The following is a 17,297-nucleotide window of genomic DNA, read 5'->3' on the forward strand; positions in this document are numbered from 1 at the left end:
CAATGAAGAGCACTTCCCTCCACCCGCTGCGCCTGTCGGCAATGGCCGCCGCGCTGGCATCGGCCCTGCTGGCGACCGCGCCCGCCACGGCGCAACTGTCCTCCGCCACCCTGCGCGGCCAGGTCACCGCTGCCGGCACGGCAAGCCCTGCCGGCACGGCCGTCACGGCGACCAACCAGGCCAACGGCTACACCTACCGCACCGCCACGCGGGGCGACGGCAGCTATGTGCTGACCGGATTGCCACCGGGCTCGTACCAGATCCAGGTGGGCGGCCAGGCCACCGAAACGGTCACGCTGGCTGTCGGCCAGACCAGCACGCTGGACCTGAACACGGCGGCGGCCACGGGCGCCCAGCCGCAGCGCATCGTCATCACCGGTTCGGCGGCGCGGCGCGACGTCGTCACGTCCGAAGTGGGCACGTCGGTCTCGCGCGAGCAGATCGAGCGGCTGCCGCAGGTGACCCGCAACTTCCTGTCGTTCGCCGACCTGGCGCCCGGCGTGCGCTTCGACGTCGACCAGTCCGGCAACGTCACGCTGCGCAGCGGCGCGCAGAACCAGGACAACGTCAACGTGTTCATCGACGGCGTCAGCCAGAAGAACAACATCCTGCGCGGCGGCGTGTCGGGCCTCGACTCGAGCCGCGGCAACCCGTTCCCGCAATCGGCCATCGCCGAGTACAAGGTGATCTCGCAGAACTACAAGGCCGAGTTCGACCAGGTGTCGAGCGCCGCGATCACCGCCGTCACCAAGTCCGGCACCAACGAGCTGCATGGCGACGTGTTCTGGGACCACACCGGCACCAAGGTAACGGCGATGGATCCGTTCCAGAAGAAGGCGGAACGGCAGGGCATCGGCCGGCCCGACTCGAAGCAGGACCAGTTCGGCATGACGCTGGGCGGCCCGATCAGGAAGGATGTCGCGCACTTCTTCCTCGCGTATGAAGGCAAGAAGATCGACGACCCGCGCCAGATCCTGCTGCAGAACCAGAACCTGCTGCCGAACGCCGGCGTGGTGCCGTCGCTGCTGGCGCTGCAGGGCGCCACCACGTCGAAGTTCGACGAAGACCTGTTCCTCGGCAAATTCAATGCGCGGATCTCGGACGAGCACGAGCTGGAAGCCACCGTGCGCGTGCGGCGCGAAACCGACCTGGTACCGGAAGACAAGCTGCTCAGCCTGCCCGGCAACGAAGTCGCGCGCGACAACAACGAAGACCGCTTTGACGTGAAGCACACCTGGACCACCGACAATTTCGTCAACGAAGCCCGCATCGGCTACGAGAAATACACGTGGAATCCCCATTCGTCGGCCACCGAGCCGTACATCAAATACCTGATCTCGCCGACCAACACGCCGAACAACGTGGTCAACGTGGCGATCGCCGGCGGTTCGCCGAACGCCCAGTTCCGCGAGCAGAAAGGCATGCTGCTACAGGACGACCTGACCTACACGGGCCTCGACAGGCATACGATCAAGGGCGGCTTCAAGGTCAAGTGGATGGAATACGACCTGTCCGGCACGGCGCGCGCCGTGGACATGTTCGAGCAGCTGATCGACAACACGACGGGCGTGCCGCGCGTGACGAAGACCGACCTGGCGATCCCGCCGATCGGCGTAAACTTCAAGAACACCCAATACGGCATCTACCTGCAGGACGACTGGCAGGCCACGCCGCAGCTGGAGCTGAACCTGGGCCTGCGCTACGACTACGAGAACAATATGCTGAACGACGGCTACGCGACCCCGGCGGACCGCGTGGCGATCTTCGGCCAGCAGGATCCCCGCACCGGCGCGCCGGCCGGCCAGACCTATGCGCAATCGCTGGCCAAGGGTGGCGTGAACATCGCCGACTACATCAGCAACGGCAGCAGCCGCAAGGCGTTCAAGGATGCGTGGCAGCCGCGCGTGGGCTTTTCGTACGACCTGAAGGGCGACCGCAGTTCCGTGCTCTTCGGCGGCTGGGGCCGTGCCTACGACCGCGCCGTGGCGAACTACGCGCTCGACGAACTGCAGAAGAACGCCCAGCGCAACGGCGAGATCTGGATGATCCGCAACGACCACAAGGCGCCGTACACCGACCAGTTCAGCTTCGGCATACGCCAGGCACTGGGCATCTGGAACGGCGAGGCGGGCTACACGAACTCGCGCAGCCGCAACCAGTTCAACTGGTTCGGTGGCAACCGCGACCCGCAGGGCGGCTGGGGGAACCAGAGCCCGATCGATCCGCTGTGGGGTTCGGTCGACCCGTACGGCACGCTGATCCTGGGCGACTTCATCAGCCAGGCGCGCACCGAGACCCTGTATTTCAAGCTGGACAAGCCGTATTCGCGCGCCTCGCGCTGGAGCCTGTCGGCCACCTACACATACAGCGACGCGCAGACCACGAACAAGGAGTGGAAGAACGACATCTTCAACTGGACCTACGGCCGCTACCCGGGCCAGTGGAATCCGTCGGCGGACGTGGAAAAGCACCGCTTCGTCGTGGCCGGCACATCCGGCGACCTGCTGCCATGGGGCCTGCTGTTGTCGGGCAAGGCCACCCTCGGCTCGGGCCTGCCGTACCGGATGACCGACTGCCACCTGGGCCCCAACAACTGCGTATCGATCCAGGGCGCGCACGACAACTTCAAGCAGGTCGACATCGGCCTCGCCAAGGACATCGCCTTCCGCTTCGGTGCGCTGACCTTGCGGGCCGATGTGATCAACCTGTTCAATAGCATCAACTATGGCGGCTACGACGGCTGGGTAGGCCAGGGCGGCACGGCCAATCGCTACGGCGGCGACAATCCGAACGTGACGCTGGCCAATGCGATGGGCGGACCGATGCGCACGCTCAAGCTGTCGGCGCGCTACGCGTTCTGAGGAGCGAGCATGCGCCGCACTTTCGCAGCGCTGGCGCTGGCCAGCGTCATGGCCGCGCCCGCCATGGCGGGCAACGCCTTGCCGCCGATGTTCGACGACCTGCAGGAGCGCACCTTCCGCTTCTTCTGGGAGACCACCAATCCGGCCAACGGCCTGGTGCCGGACCGCCATCCCACGCCATCGTTTTCCAGCGTGGCGGCGGTCGGCTTCGGGCTGACGGCGTATCCGATCGGCGTGGAGCGGGGCTATGTCACGCGGGCCCAGGCGCGCGAACGCACGCTGGCCACGCTGCGCTTCTTCCGCAACGCGCCGCAGGGTGACGCGAGGACGGGCATGGCCGGCCACAAGGGCTTCTTCTACCACTTCCTCGACATGAAGACGGGCCAGCGCTACGGCAACGTGGAACTGTCGACGATCGACACGGCGCTGTTCCTGGCCGGCGCGCTGTTCGCGCAATCGTACTTCGACCGCGAAGAGGCGGAGGAAGTGGAGATCCGGCGCCTGGCCGCCGAGATCTACGCCCGGGTCGACTGGAAATGGGCCGCGGCCAATGCTCCCGCCGTGTCGCTCGGCTGGCGCCCGGAACAGGGCTTTATCCCGTACGACTGGAAGGGCTATAACGAAGCGATGCTGCTGTACGTGCTGGCGCTGGGCTCGCCGAATCCCGAGCATGCGCTGGGGCCGGAAGCGTGGAAGGCGTGGACCAGCACCTATGAACGCAGCTGGGCCGCGCCTTACGATCGGCCGCATCTGATGTTCCCATCGCTGTTCGTGCACCAGTACAGCCACGTGTGGATCGACTTCCGCGGCATCCGCGACGAATACATGCGCAAGGTGAACGAACAATACAAGGGCTTCGACTACTTTGAAAACAGCCGCCGCGCCACGTATGCGCAGCGCGACTATGCGATCGCCAATCCGCTGAAGTGCAAGGGCTATGGCGCCGACGTGTGGGGCCTGACGGCCAGCGACGGTCCGGTCGACAACACCTTCCCATGGCAGGGGCAGCAGATCCCGTTCCGCAGCTACGCGGCGCGCGGTATGGGCGGCCTGCAGCATTACGACGACTGCACGCTGGCACCGACCGCCGTGGCGGGCGCGCTGCCGTTCGCGCCGGAGATCACCATTCCCGCCGTGGTGGCGATGAAGGAGCGCTACGGCGATGTCATCTACGGCCGCTACGGCTTCCTCGATGCGTTCAATCCCAGCTTCGAATTCAAGACCAGGCTCCAGCATGGCAAGGTGGTGCCGGGCAAGGGCTGGGTGGCCGGCGACTATCTGGGCATCGACCAGGGCCCGATCCTGGCGATGACGGAAAATTACCGCAACGATTTCGTCTGGCGCGTGATGCGCACCAACCCCGCCATTCGCACGGGCCTGATCCGAGCCGGCTTCACCGGAGGGTGGCTGAGCAAGTGATAGGACCAGTGAAAGGACCAGTGAAAGGACCAGTGAATGGACCGGTGAACGATGGCCGCCGCAGCGCGTTGCGCGGCCTGCTTGCCGCCGGCATGGCCGCCGGGCTGCCGGCATGCACGCGCACGGCCGGCGATGGCGCGACCGTACTGAAATTCTGGGCCATGGGGCGCGAGGGCGAAGTGGTGACCGCGCTGATCCCGGAATTCGAGCGCCTGCATCCGGGCGTGAAAGTCGCGGTGCAGCAGCTGCCGTGGACCGCCGCGCATGAGAAGCTGCTGACGGCGTTTGCCGGCGAGGCCATGCCGGACCTGTTCCAGCTCGGGAATACCTGGGTGGCCGAACTGGCGGCGCTGAAGGCCATCGAGCCGCTCGATGCGCGGGTGGCCGCGTCGCCCACGCTCGACCCTCGGGACTACTTCGCGGGCATCTGGAAGACCAACGTGATCGATGGCCGGCTGTACGGCGTGCCCTGATACGTCGATACACGCGTGATGTTCTACAACCGTGAGCTGCTGGAGCGCGCCGGCTACGCACGGATGCCCGCCACGTGGGAGGGCTGGATGGCGGCGATGCGCGCCGTGAAGAAGATCGTCGGGCCGGACAAGTACGCGATCCTGCTGCCGCACGAGGAATTCGCGCCGCTGCTGCTGCTGGCCCTGCAGCAGCCGGAAGAACTGCTGCGCGACGGCGGCCGCTACGGCAATTTCCGCAGTGCCTCGTTCCGCCGCGCGCTGCAACTGTATGCGGACATGTTTCGCGAGAGATTGGCGCCGATGGAGCGGGTATCGAACATCTACCACGAGTTCAGCACCGAATACGTGTCGTTCTATATTTCCGGGCCGTGGAACATCGGCGAATTCCGCCGGCGCGTGGCGCCGGAGCGGCAGCATACCTGGGCGACCGCGCTGATGCCGGGGCCGCACGGCCACGCCGCATCGCTGGCCGGCGGGTCCAGCCTGGCGGTGGCCAGCAGCTCGCGCCACAAGGAGGCGGCATGGCAGCTGGTCGAATACCTGTCGCAGGTGGATACCGCCGCGACCTTCAATGCGCTGACCGGCAACCTGCCGCCGCGCCGCGCCAACTGGAGCGACCCGCGCCTTGCCGGCGATCAGCCCGCGCAGGCGTTCCGGGCGCAGCTGGAAAACGTGCGCCCGGAGCCGCGCGTACCGGAATGGGAAAGCATCCTGGCCGAGCTGCGCGTGATGGGCGAGCGGGTGGCGCATGGCGACATCGGCGTGGATGCCGCTGCCGCCGCGCTGGACGCCAGGACCGACCGCATCCTGGAGAAACGGCGCTGGATGCTGGACCGGGAGGCGCGGCGATGAAGGCCGGCAAAGCGGCATGGTGCTTCGTCGCGCCGGCGCTGCTGGCGATCGGCGTGTTTTTCTTTCTGCCGGTCGCCGCCGCGCTGGCCATGAGCCTGACCGACTTCGACATCTACGCGCTGGCCGATATCGGCAACCTGCGCTTCGTCGGCCTGCGCAACTACATCGAACTGCTGCAAACGCCGCTGTTCTGGCGCGCACTGGGCAATACGTTCTACTTTGTGATCGTCGGCGTGCCGCTGTCGATCGCCGCCTCGCTGGGCGCGGCGCTATTGCTGAACTCGCGCGTCACGGTGCTGAAAGGCCTGTTCCGCACCGTGTATTTCGCGCCGGTGGTGACTTCGCTGGTGGCGGTTGCCGTCATCTGGCGCTACGTGCTGCACACCCGCTACGGCATGCTGAACTACGCGCTGTCGTGGTTCAACATCGGGCCGGTCGACTGGCTGGGCGACCCCGACTGGGCGATGCCGGCCATCATCCTGTTCGCCGTCTGGAAGAATTTCGGCTACAACATGATCATCCTGCTGGCCGGCCTGCAGAGCATTCCGCACGACCTGTACGAGGCGGCCGAACTGGATGGCGCCGGCGCGTGGGCGAAATTCCGCTGGGTGACGTGGCCCATGCTGGGCCCCACGCTGCTGATGGTCAGCATCCTGTCGATGTCCGGCTACTTCCAGCTGTTTGCCGAGCCCTATGTGATGACGCAGGGCGGCCCCGTGCAAAGCACCGTCAGCGTGCTGTACTTCATGTACGAGCAGGGCTTCAAGTGGTGGAACCTGGGCGTGGCGTCGGCGGTGGCCTTCGTGCTGTTCGCGATCATGTTTACGATCACGCTGTTGCAGTTGCGCGTGGCCAGGGGGATCGACGCATGAAGAGACTCCTGCTCAACGGCGCGATGGCGCTGGCCGGGCTGCTGGCCGTGTTCCCGCTGGTGTGGATGGTGTCGGTGTCGCTGATGCGGCCCGGCGAAGCCAGCGCCTTCCCGCCACCGCTGCTGCCGGCCGAGGCCACGCTGGCGAATTACCGGGAACTGTTCGCCCATGCCGGCATCGGGCGCTACCTGTTCAACAGCCTGCTGCTGTCCAGCGGCGCGACGCTGCTGTCGCTGATGTTCAACGTCAGCGCCGGCTATGCGTTCGCCAAGCTGCGCTTCACGGGGCGCGAGCGCATCTTCCGCACGCTGCTCGGCGCCCTGGTCATTCCCGCCCAGGTGGCGATGCTGCCGCTCTTCCTGCTGTTGAAACAGCTGGGTCTCGTCAACACGTACGGCGCCGTGCTCGTGCCGGCGCTGGCTTCCGTATTCGGCATCTTCCTCGTGCGCCAGTATGCGCTGACGATTCCCGATGCGCTGCTGGAAGCGGCGCGCATGGATGGCGCGGGCGAGTGGCGCATCTTCCGCTCGATCGTGCTGCCGCTGCTGAAGCCGATCCTGGTGACGCTGGCGATCTTCACGTTCCTCGGCACCTGGAACGACTTCATGTGGCCGCTGATCGTGTTGACCGACAAGGATCTGTACACGCTGCCGGTGGCACTCGCCTCGCTGTCGCGCGAGCATGTGCAGGACAATGAACTGATGATGGCCGGTTCCGTGCTGACCATCGTGCCGGTGCTGCTGCTGTTCCTGGGCCTGCAGCGCTACTACATCCAGGGTCTGCTGGTAGGGAGCGTGAAAGGATGAAGACGTCGTTTGCGGCAAAGAAGTTGGCAAGTGCGTTGTCAAGCGCGTTGGCCAGCGCGCTGGCAACCGCGCTGGTGACCGTGCTGTTGCCGGCGCAGGCCGGCGCGCAGCAGCTTCTCGACGGCTTCGAGACGCTGGCGCCATGGCAGGCGCAGGCCTCCGACGGTGTGAGCGCGCATGCGTCCGCGGTGCCGGGCTTCAAGGGCCAGGCGCTGCGGCTCGACTTCGACTTTGCCGGCAAGGGCGGTTATGCCTTCGCGCGCCGCGCGCTGCCGCTGGACCTGCCCGACAACTACGAGATCTCGTTCATGGTCAAGGCCGATGCGCCGGCTAACCACTTCGAGTTCAAGCTGACCGATGCTTCCGGCGACAACGTGTGGTGGTACCGGCTGCCCGATTATGTCTTTCCCGGCGATTGGAAGCAGGTGCGCTTCAAGAAGCGGCAGGTGGCGTTTGCCTGGGGGCCAACGAAGGACCGCACGCTGCGGCGCGCCGACAGGATCGAATTCGTCGTCAGCGCCGGCAGCGGCGGCAAGGGCGCCATCCATATCGACGAGCTTGCGCTGCGGGCCCTGCCGCCGCCACCCGCGAGCTGGCCAGCCTTGCGGGCCGATGCGAGTGCTTCCACGGCGCCCGCTGCGCTGGCGGTGGATGGCAAGCGCGACACGGCCTGGATCGGCAGTGCGGGGCGCCAGCAACTGACGCTGGACCTGGGTGCGGTGCGCGAGTTCGGCGGCCTGGTGCTGCACTGGCTGCCGGGGCGGCATGCCAGCCGCTACGATGTCGCGCTGTCGGTGGACGGGCATGCGTGGCAGGCCGTCAGGAGCGTGCGGGGCGGCAATGGCGGCAGCGATGCGTTGCTGCTGACGGAATCGGAAGCGCGCTACGTCCGCCTGCTGCTGCAGGAAGGCCCGGCGGAAAGTTATGCGCTTGCGGAAGCGGAACTGAAGGACCTGGCATTCGGCGCCACGCCGAACGACTTCATCGAAGCGCTGGCGGCTGGCATGCCGAAGGGCCGGTATCCGCGCGGTTTCTCCGGCCAGCAGCCGTACTGGACGCTGGTGGGCGTCGACGGCGGCGCGCGCCACAGCGCCTTGCTGTCCGAGGACGGCGCCATCGAACCGGCACGCGGCAGCCCGTCGCTGGAGCCGTTCGTGCTGGCCGGGGGCAGCTTGCACGGCTGGGCCGACGCCGAGGTAACGCAATCGCTGCAGGACGGCTACCTGCCGATCCCGTCGGTGCACTGGCGCACGGCCGGCTGGACCCTGACCACTACCGCGGCGGCGGCCGGCACGCCCGAGGCGTCGCAACTGCTGGCCCGCTACGAGTTGCGCAACCTGAAGGACGTACCGCAGGCACTGGAGCTGGTACTGGCCGCGCGGCCGTTCCAAGTCAACGCGCCGCGCCAGTTCCTGAACACGCCCGGCGGCTTCGCGCCAATCCGCGCCATCGCGTGGGACGGCGGCACGCTGGCGGCCGGCGCCCACTGCTTCATCCCGCTGCGCACGCCCGATGCGGTGGAGCTGTCGTCGTTCGATGCCGGCCTGCTGCCATATGAAGCTCAGCGCGATGAAGCTCAGCGCGACGGCGCCGCCGTGCAGGCCGTGCGCGACGATACCGGCATGGCCTCGGGCGCGCTGCGCTGGAAAGTGCAACTGCCGGCGCGCGGCAGCGCGGTGATCGGCGTGCTCGCACCGCTGTCGAGCCCGTGTCCGGGTGCCAGGCAGCGGGGCACAAGCTCGGACATGGATATGGCCTGGCTGGAGCGCTCGATGGCCGAGGTGGCCGGCGCGTGGCGCGCACGCCTGAACCAGGTGGAGCTGCAGGTGCCGCCGGCCGGGCAGCACATGGCGAACACGCTGCGCTCGTCGCTGGCGCATATCCTGATGACGCGCGACGGCGCCGCGATCCAGCCCGGCACGCGTTCCTACCTGCGCTCGTGGATCCGCGACGGCGCCATGATGTCCGAGGCGCTGCTGCGCATGGGACTGCCGCAGATCGCCGCCGACTACCTGCGCTGGTATGCGCCGTACCAGTTCGACAACGGCAAGGTGCCGTGCTGCGTCGACCATCGCGGCGCCGACCCGGTGCCGGAGAACGATAGCCACGGCGAGCTGATCTTCCTGGCTGCGGAGCTGTACCGCTACACGCGCGACAAGGCGGCGCTGCGCGCCGTATGGCCGCGGGTAGATGCCGCGGCGCGCTACATGGAAACGCTGCGCCAGTCGGAGCGTACCGCCGCGCAACGGGGCACGCCGCTGTACGGGCTGATGCCGGCCTCGATCAGCCACGAAGGCTATGCCGAGAAGCCGATGCATTCGTACTGGGACGATTTCTGGGCGCTGCGCGGCTACAAGGATGCCGTGGCGATCGCCGAAGCGCTGGGCCGGCGGGCCGACGCGCGCCGGCTGGCGCGGCATCGCGATGAATTCCGCCGCGACCTGTACGCCTCGCTGGATGCCGCCACGCGGCAGCACGGCATCGATTACCTCCCCGGCGCGGCCGAACTGGGCGACTTCGATCCGACCTCGACGACGATCGGCCTGACACCCGGCGGCGAACAGCAGCGCATGCCGCGCGTCCTGCTCGAGAACACGTATCGCAGGTACTGGGAATTCTTCACCGCGCGGCGTGCCGGCAGCAAGCCCTGGGAAGACTACACACCCTATGAACTGCGCAACGTCAGCGCCTTCGTGCGGCTGGGCTGGCGCGACAGGGCGCATGAACTGCTGGACTATTTCTATGCCGACCAGCGCCCGCGCGCCTGGAACCAGTGGGCCGAAGTCGTCGGCCGCGAGCCGCGCAAGCCGCGCTTCCTGGGCGACATGCCGCATGGCTGGATCTCGTCCGATTTCATGCGTGCCGCGCTCGATGCGTTTGCCTATGAACGCGAACCGGAACACGCGCTGCTGCTGGCCGAAGGCATCCCGCCCGCCTGGCTCAATGGCGACGGCATCGCGATCCGCGGCCTGCGCACCCCGTACGGCCCGCTCGGCTACCGGCTGCGCCGCACCGGCAGCGAGCTGGCGCTGGACGTCGACGCGGGCATGGCGATTCCGCCCGGCGGCATCGTGCTGCGCTGGCCGTTTGCCGGCCGGCCCGCCACGGCGCGGCTGGACGGCAGGCGCGTGCCGCTCACGGATGGCGCCGTGACGATCCGCAAGCTGCCGGCCACCCTTACCATTCAACTTCCAGACGAGGCTTTGACGCAATGAGCGAGACCCTGAACATGACGATGAGCACAGCGATGAGCACAACGATGAGCAAACCCTCCCGTTCCACCGCCAGCCGCTCGCACGGTGCCGTCGCCGCCGTCCGCGGCGTCGGGCATGGGTCGCCGGCCGAGCGGGGCGTCGATGCGCGTGGCGACATGGTAAGGTCGCAGCGGTATGCGAACATGGCTGCCACCCATGGCGCCGGCCTGAACGACAAGGAGTGAGAACACCATGGCAAACGCTACCCAGACTGCCGCGCAGACCGGAACCCACCCGAACGCGGCGCACCCGTCGCCCACGCACGCGCAGCCGACGCATCTGCAGCCTGCGCATTTGCCGCCTGCGCATTTCCAGCCCAATTCCCGGCTGCTGTCGAATGGCCGGCTGACCACGCTGATCACCGAATCCGGCAGCGGTTTCACGCGCGCCGGCGACATTGCGCTGACACGCTGGAACGGTGACCGCGTGGCCGATGCCGAAGGCTGGTTCTTCTACCTGCGCGACGCCGAAACGCACGACCTGTTCTCGATCGGCGCGCAGCCGTGCGCGGCCGGACATGATCCGGACCTGCAGCGCGCCGCCGGCGCCGGCCTTGCCAGCATGTGGCTGGAAGTGTCTGCCCACGGCATCCTCGCCCACATGGAGGTGGCGATCCACCCCGACAAGGACGTGGAACTGCGCAGCATCGTCGTCACCAACCTGTCCGGCCGCTCGCGGCTGATCGAGCTGACCGGCTACCTGGAGGTGGTGCTGGCCCGGCAGGCCGACGAGGCGGCGCACCCGGCGTTTTCCAAGCTGTTCGTGCAGACCGAGCACGATCCCGCCACCGGCGCCTTGCTGGCGCACCGCCGCCCGCGCGGTGCCAACGAACCGGGGCTGTGGATGGTCAATGCCGCGCTGGGCGGCAGCGAGCCGCAGTTCGACACCGACCGGGCCAGCTTCCTGGGCCGTGGCCGAAGCGCCTGGCATCCGCAGGGCATCGACCGGGAAACGCTGGCCGGTACCGCCGGCAACGTGCTCGATCCGGCGATGGCCCTGCGCCGCACACTGGCACTGGGCGTCGGCGAGCAGGCCAGGTTGGTATTCATGCTGGGTACCGCGCCCACCCGTGCCGAGGCGCTGGCGCTGGCCGCCGCGCTGCCGGACATGAACATGCCCGCCATCCTGGGCGATGCCCAGCTGCGCGAAACCGTGCTGCTCGGCCAGGTCGGCCTGCCGGCCGCGCAAGCCGATTATTACCATCAGCTGGCCGCCGCCGTGCTGTATGGCCAGTCGGCGGTGCGCGCCGGCGCGGCGGCAGCCTCAGCCGAACCTTCAGCGGAACCTTCAGCCGAACCTTCAGCCGAATCTTCAGCCGAACCTTCAGCCGAACCTTCAGCCGAACCTGCGGCAGGCACGCAGGCGCCCGCCGATCCGGGGCAGTATGGACTGCCGGCCGGCCAGCTGGCCGTCGTGCATACCGCCGGGCCGGACGACCTGATGCTGCAGGCGCTGCTGTCGGCGCGGCGCTTCTGGCAGGCCAAGGGATTGAACCTGAATATGCTGGTACTGGACCAGCACGGCAACGGCACCGCCGTCGAGCAGGGTTTGCTGGTGCGCCAGACGGCCGATTTCGCGGCCGGCCACCTCGCACAGTTCGAGCGCACCGCCAATCTCGTGGTACGCGGCAAGCTGCCGGCCTTGTCGCGGCCCGACGGCCATGCCGCCGCGCCGCCGCCGCGCCACTCGCCTGCACCGGTTGCGCATGCCGTGCCGCCGGGCCGGCGCGAGGATCTGCAGTTCTTCAACGGCTATGGCGGCTTCAACGCGCGCGGCGACGAATACGTGATCCGCATGGACTGGGACCGCCATGCGCACCAGCTGCACCGCCCGCCGCTGGCCTGGACCAACGCGATCTCGAACGAGACCTTCGGCTGCCTGGTCAGCGACGGCGGAGCCGGCTACACGTGGAGCCGCAACAGCCGGGTGCATCGCCTGACGCCCTGGCACAACGATCCGGTCGCCGACCCGCACGGCGAAGCGCTGTACGTGCGCGACGAAGATACCGGCGAGTTCTGGTCGCCGCTGCCCGGCCCGGTGCCGGCCGCCGCGGCATACGAAGCGGCGCACGGTTTCGGCTACAGCCGCTTCGACCACGCCAGCCATGGCTTACGGCAGGAAACGACGGTCTTCGTGCCGCGTCACGACCCGGTGAAGATCGTGCGGCTGACGGTTACCAATGATGGCGCCAGGCCGCGCCGTGTATCGCTGTATTCTTACCAGCAGCTGGTGCTGGGCGGCACGCCGGCCGACAGCGGCCGCTACGTCGTCACCGAAGCACGGAACAATGCCGATGCCGATGCCACCGTCGATGCCACTGTCCAGGCGATCCTCGCCACGAACGCGCAGGCCGGCGTGTTTGCCGACGGCGTCACGTTCGCGGCGGTGGTGGCGCCGGGCGCGCAGGTGACCCATTTCACCGCCGACCGTGCCGCGTTCCTGGGGCGGCATGGCGCCGCCGACCGTCCCGCCGGCCTGGCCGTGCCGGCGCTGGATCACGCCACCGGCGGCGGGCTCGATCCGTGCGCCGCGTTCCAGGCCATGTACGACCTGGCGCCCGGCCAGGCCGTCAGCTGCGTCTTCCTGCTGGGTGAAACGACAGCCCGGGAAACGGCATTGGAGCTGGTCCGCCGCTACCGCGCGGAAGGCGCCGCGCAGGCCGCGCTGGAGCAGGTGACTGCCTTCTGGCGGGACACGCTGGGCGCGGTGCGCATCGAGACGCCGGTGAAGGAACTGGATTTGGTGATGAACGGCTGGCTCACCTACCAGAACCTGTCGTGCCGGATCTGGGGCCGCTCGGCGTTCTACCAGTCCGGCGGCGCGTTCGGCTTCCGCGACCAGTTGCAGGATTCCTCGGCGCTGGTCTACGCGCGGCCGGACCTGGCACGCAGCCAGATCCTGCTGCATGCGGCGCACCAGTTCGAGGAAGGCGACGTGCTGCACTGGTGGCACCCGGCGCCGATGGAGCAGGGCTTGCGCACCCGCTTCTCCGATGACCTGTGCTGGTTGCCGTATATCGCCGCGTTCTATGTGAAGACCACCGGCGACCTGGCCGTGCTCGACGAGATGGCGCCTTTCCTCACCGCGCGCCAGCTGGAGGAAGGGGAAGACGAGGAGTACCTGACGCCGGCGCAGGCCGGCACCAGTGCCGATGTGTACGAGCACTGCTGCCGGGCGCTGGACCGTTCGCTGACGAAAGGCGCGCACGGCCTGCCCCTGATGGGCACCGGCGACTGGAACGACGGCATGAACCGCGTCGGCCGCGAAGGGCGCGGCGAAAGCGTGTGGATGGGTTTTTTCCTGATGCGGATCCTGCGCGACTTCATCCCGTTCTGCGAAGGGCGGCGCGACACCTCGCGCGTGAAGATGTACACCGAGTACCTGGAGCACCTGGCCCGGGCGCTCAACGACGGCGGCTGGGATGGCGAGTGGTACCGCCGCGCCTATTACGACAATGGCGCCGTGCTGGGATCGAAGGACAGCGACGAATGCCGGATCGACGCGCTGGCGCAGGCCTGGGCGGTGATTTCCGAAGCGGCGCCGCCCGAGCGTGCGCGGCAGGCGCTCGACGCGATGGAAGCGCAACTGGTCGACGAGGACGACAAACTGATCCGGCTGCTCACGCCGCCGTTCGTCGACACGCCGCACGATCCCGGCTACATCAAGGGCTATGTCGCCGGCGTGCGCGAAAACGGCGGCCAGTACACGCATGCCGCCTGCTGGGCGGTACGGGCGCTGGCCGAAGCGGGCCGGCGCGACCGCGCCACGCAGTTGCTGCGCATGCTGTCGCCGGTCAGCCATGCGCTCGACACGGCGGCGGCCGACATCTACAAGGTGGAGCCGTACGTGGTGGCGGCGGACATCTACGGCGCCGCGCCGCACGTGGGGCGCGGCGGCTGGACGTGGTACACGGGGTCGGCCGGCTGGCTGTTCCGCGTGGGCCTGGAATCGGTCCTCGGCTGCACGTTCGAGAACGGCGATACGCTGGTGGTGGCGCCACGCATCCCGGACGACTGGCCGGAGTTCCACGTGCACTACAATCTGCCCGGTGGCGGCGCCTGCCGCGTCGCCGTGCGCAATCCGAACGGCAGCGCGGCCAAGGTGATCGGCGTCACGCTGGACGGCGTGGAATTGAACATCGCCGATGGGGTGGCGCGGATCCCGCTGATGCGCGACGGCGCATCGCACGATGTCGAGATCGTGCTGGGAAGCGCCTGAAACGCGGAAGTGGCGTGTGAAGAACTGATCGAGGAGCGAAACACATGGCGGAACTGAAGATTCGCGGCGTGCGCAAGCGGTTTGGGGAAACCACCATCCTGCACGGGATCGACCTGGACATCGGCGACGGTGAATTCGTCGTGTTCGTCGGGCCGTCCGGCTGCGGCAAGTCGACGCTGCTGCGCACCATCTGCGGGCTGGAGGAACCGGACGACGGCACGATCGCCATCGGCGGCCGCGACATGACGAACGTGCCGCCGGCGCAGCGCGGCATCGCGATGGTGTTCCAGAGCTACGCGCTGTACCCGCACATGACCGTGTACGAGAACATGGCGTTCGCGCTGAAGCTGGCCGGCACGCCGGCGGCCACGATCCGCGACAAGGTGCTGGCCGCCGCCGCCAGCCTGCGCATCGAGGCGCTGCTGGAACGCAAGCCGAAGGAATTGTCCGGCGGGCAGCGCCAGCGCGTGGCGATCGGCCGCGCGATCGTGCGGCACCCGGAAGTATTCCTGTTCGACGAACCGCTGTCGAACCTGGACGCGGCGCTGCGCGTGCAGATGCGCATCGAACTGAAGCACCTGCACCGCACGCTGAAGAGCACCATGATCTACGTGACGCACGACCAGGTCGAGGCCATGACCCTGGCCGACCGGATCGTGGTGCTGCGCGGCGGGAAGGTCGAGCAGGTGGGCGCGCCGCTGGAGCTGTACAACCGGCCCGATAACGTGTTCGTCGCCGGCTTCATGGGTTCCCCGGCGATGAATTTCCTGCGCGGCGCGGCCGACGGCAACGGTGCCGTCGCGCTGGCCGCCGGCGGCACCGTCGCGCCGCCGTCCGCCGCCGGGCTGGCTCCGGGGGCGCCCGTCACGCTGGGCCTGCGTTCCGAGCACGTGGTGCTGGGCGACAGCGGCGAAGGTGTCGCCGCCGTGGTGCGCAACGTCGAACTGCTGGGCGACTTCAGCTATGTCTACCTGCAAACGGAAAGCTCCGGCGAAGCGCTGGTCGCCCGCGCCGACAGCAACAGCGCCTGGCACCCCGGCCAGCGCGCCTTTCTCGGTGCCGCGCCGCAGTGCTGGCACCTGTTCGACAGCGACGGCAAGGCGCGGCGCTGAAGCGCCGGGCAGCGGCGAGCGGCCAAGCGGCAACCGGGCTAGAATGGTTGTTTTGGTGAAGAAAAGAAGCTAACGCATGGCATACAAAACCATTGCCGATACGATCGGCAACACGCCGCTGGTCCAGCTGGTGCGCCTGCCGGGCGCGGAAGCGGCGGCGCGCAACAATATCATCCTGGGCAAGCTGGAAGGCGACAATCCGGCCGGTTCCGTGAAGGACCGGGCGGCGATGTCGATGCTGCGCCGGGCCGAAGAGCGTGGCGACATCAAGCCGGGCGATACGCTGATCGAGGCCACCAGCGGCAACACCGGCATCGCGCTGGCGATGGCGGCGGCGATCCGCGGCTACAAGATGCTGCTGCTGATGCCGGAAAACCTGTCCGAGGAGCGTCGCCAGAGCATGGCCGCGTACGGTGCGCAGATCGTGCTGACGCCGAAGACGGGCGGCATGGAATACGCACGCGACCTGGCCGAGCAGATGCAGCGCGACGGCAAGGGCATCATTCTCGACCAGTTCGCCAATGGCGACAATCCGCGCGCCCACTATGAATCGACCGGCCCGGAAATCTGGCGCGACACGGAAGGCAGGATCACGCACTTCGTGTCGGCGATGGGCACCACCGGCACCATCATGGGCGTGTCGCAATACCTGAAGGAGCAAAACCCGGACGTGCGCATCATCGGCGCCCAGCCGGAAGACGGCTCGTCGATCCCGGGCATCCGCAAGTGGCCGGAAGCCTACCTGCCGAAAATCTTCGACAAGGCCAGGGTCGACCAGATCGAATCCGTGTCGCAGGCGGCGGCCGAACGCATGGCGCGCCGGCTCGCGGCGGAAGAGGGCATTTTCTGCGGTATTTCGGCGGCCGGCGCCTGCGAAATCGCACTGCGCATCTCGCAAACCGTGGAGAACGCGACGATCGTGTTCATCGTCTGCGACCGCGGCGACCGCTACCTGTCGACCGGCGTGTTTCCCGCATAATGAAAAAGCCGGGATATCCCGGCTTTTTTTACACTCAGCTGTTGTTGCTGTTGTTGTTATTGTTTGCCGCTGGCGTTTCGCCTTCCTTCGGCTTGAACTGCTTGTCGCTGATGCGGAATTTGTTGCGGCGGTCGCCCATCAGGTAGCGCAGGTCGCGGATCGACAGGTCGCTCACCTCGTGCATGCGGATCAGCAGCGAAGCGCCGACCGGCAGGCGGTGGTGGCGGATCTTGCTGATGACCGGCGGTGCAACCTCGAGTGCGCGGGACAGCGCTGCGTCGTTTTTCAGGCGCAGGTTTTCGATCAGCGTATCCAGCAGACGGTTCGGGTTGTACTGCAGCAGATCATCGCCGTCCGAATCGTTGTTCATATCAATGCCGACTTGGTTTGTCATGATGCGTCTGTTCCTTCTGTAAAGTTTGTCCTGCAAAGTGAATCACTCGGAGCTCAT

At 67.6% G+C, this 17,297-nt stretch carries 10 protein-coding genes and 1 pseudogene; 10 read left to right on the plus strand and 1 reads right to left on the minus strand.

All coding sequences use genetic code 11. The features are described 5' to 3' along the window. Positions 1-2 precede the first annotated feature (2 nt). From ACY34H_RS08870 to cysM, 10 genes and pseudogenes are all read left to right on the plus strand, one after another. A complete protein-coding gene (locus ACY34H_RS08870) occupies positions 3-2,861 on the plus strand; it encodes a TonB-dependent receptor (RefSeq protein WP_464977128.1) in 2,859 nt (952 codons plus the stop codon). 9 nt (positions 2,862-2,870) lie between these two features. Then, the gene (locus ACY34H_RS08875; RefSeq protein WP_464977129.1) at positions 2,871-4,280 is read left to right on the plus strand and encodes a glucoamylase family protein; all 1,410 of its coding nucleotides are present in this window, start codon (positions 2,871-2,873) and stop codon (positions 4,278-4,280) included. 161 nt (positions 4,281-4,441) lie between these two features. Beyond that, a pseudogene (locus ACY34H_RS08880) lies at positions 4,442-5,605 on the plus strand (extracellular solute-binding protein). Further along, entirely contained in the window at positions 5,602-6,477 is an 876-nt protein-coding gene (locus tag ACY34H_RS08885) for a carbohydrate ABC transporter permease (RefSeq protein ID WP_464977130.1), read from the plus strand. The pseudogene ACY34H_RS08880 and the gene ACY34H_RS08885 overlap by 4 nt, the downstream one beginning before the upstream one ends. Next, positions 6,474-7,283: a carbohydrate ABC transporter permease gene (locus ACY34H_RS08890; protein ID WP_464977131.1), complete on the plus strand. Its 810-nt coding sequence runs from the start codon at positions 6,474-6,476 to the stop codon at positions 7,281-7,283. Before ACY34H_RS08885 ends, ACY34H_RS08890 begins: the two co-directional genes overlap by 4 nt. A 35-nt stretch (positions 7,284-7,318) precedes the next feature. Then, the gene (locus ACY34H_RS08895; RefSeq protein ID WP_464977132.1) at positions 7,319-10,498 is read left to right on the plus strand and encodes a discoidin domain-containing protein; all 3,180 of its coding nucleotides are present in this window, start codon (positions 7,319-7,321) and stop codon (positions 10,496-10,498) included. A gap of 44 nt (positions 10,499-10,542) precedes the next feature. Beyond that, on the plus strand, positions 10,543-10,722 hold the full coding sequence (locus ACY34H_RS08900) for a hypothetical protein (RefSeq protein ID WP_464977133.1): 180 nt from the start codon (positions 10,543-10,545) through the stop codon (positions 10,720-10,722). Between the two features lie 7 nt (positions 10,723-10,729). Then, complete coding sequence (locus ACY34H_RS08905; RefSeq protein ID WP_464977134.1) at positions 10,730-14,755, plus strand: GH36-type glycosyl hydrolase domain-containing protein; 4,026 nt, start codon at positions 10,730-10,732, stop codon at positions 14,753-14,755. Between the two features lie 44 nt (positions 14,756-14,799). Next, positions 14,800-15,867 (plus strand): ABC transporter ATP-binding protein, encoded by a 1,068-nt coding sequence (locus ACY34H_RS08910; protein ID WP_464977135.1) that lies wholly within the window; start codon positions 14,800-14,802, stop codon positions 15,865-15,867. Positions 15,868-15,943: 76 nt separating this feature from the next. After that, on the plus strand, positions 15,944-16,846 hold the full coding sequence (cysM, locus tag ACY34H_RS08915; protein WP_464977136.1) for a cysteine synthase CysM: 903 nt from the start codon (positions 15,944-15,946) through the stop codon (positions 16,844-16,846). Positions 16,847-16,880: 34 nt separating this feature from the next. Here the strand turns inward: cysM and ACY34H_RS08920 are convergent, their stop codons facing one another. Then, entirely contained in the window at positions 16,881-17,240 is a 360-nt protein-coding gene (locus ACY34H_RS08920; RefSeq protein ID WP_464977137.1) for a hypothetical protein, read from the minus strand. Positions 17,241-17,297 lie beyond the last annotated feature (57 nt).

It is taken from the genome of Pseudoduganella sp. jia 9 (genome assembly GCF_055502615.1).

Bases quoted from the DNA above. Each gene is read 5' to 3' on its own strand.
- ACY34H_RS08870 (WP_464977128.1), top strand. From the start codon at position 3: ATGAAGAGCACTTCCCTCCACCCGCTGCGCCTGTCGGCAATGGCCGCC.
- ACY34H_RS08875 (WP_464977129.1), top strand. From the start codon at position 2,871: ATGCGCCGCACTTTCGCAGCGCTGGCGCTGGCCAGCGTCATGGCCGCG.
- ACY34H_RS08885 (WP_464977130.1), top strand. From the start codon at position 5,602: ATGAAGGCCGGCAAAGCGGCATGGTGCTTCGTCGCGCCGGCGCTGCTG.
- ACY34H_RS08890 (WP_464977131.1), top strand. From the start codon at position 6,474: ATGAAGAGACTCCTGCTCAACGGCGCGATGGCGCTGGCCGGGCTGCTG.
- ACY34H_RS08900 (WP_464977133.1), top strand. From the start codon at position 10,543: ATGAGCAAACCCTCCCGTTCCACCGCCAGCCGCTCGCACGGTGCCGTC.
- ACY34H_RS08905 (WP_464977134.1), top strand. From the start codon at position 10,730: ATGGCAAACGCTACCCAGACTGCCGCGCAGACCGGAACCCACCCGAAC.
- ACY34H_RS08910 (WP_464977135.1), top strand. From the start codon at position 14,800: ATGGCGGAACTGAAGATTCGCGGCGTGCGCAAGCGGTTTGGGGAAACC.
- cysM (WP_464977136.1), top strand. From the start codon at position 15,944: ATGGCATACAAAACCATTGCCGATACGATCGGCAACACGCCGCTGGTC.
- ACY34H_RS08920 (WP_464977137.1), bottom strand. From the start codon at position 17,240: ATGACAAACCAAGTCGGCATTGATATGAACAACGATTCGGACGGCGAT.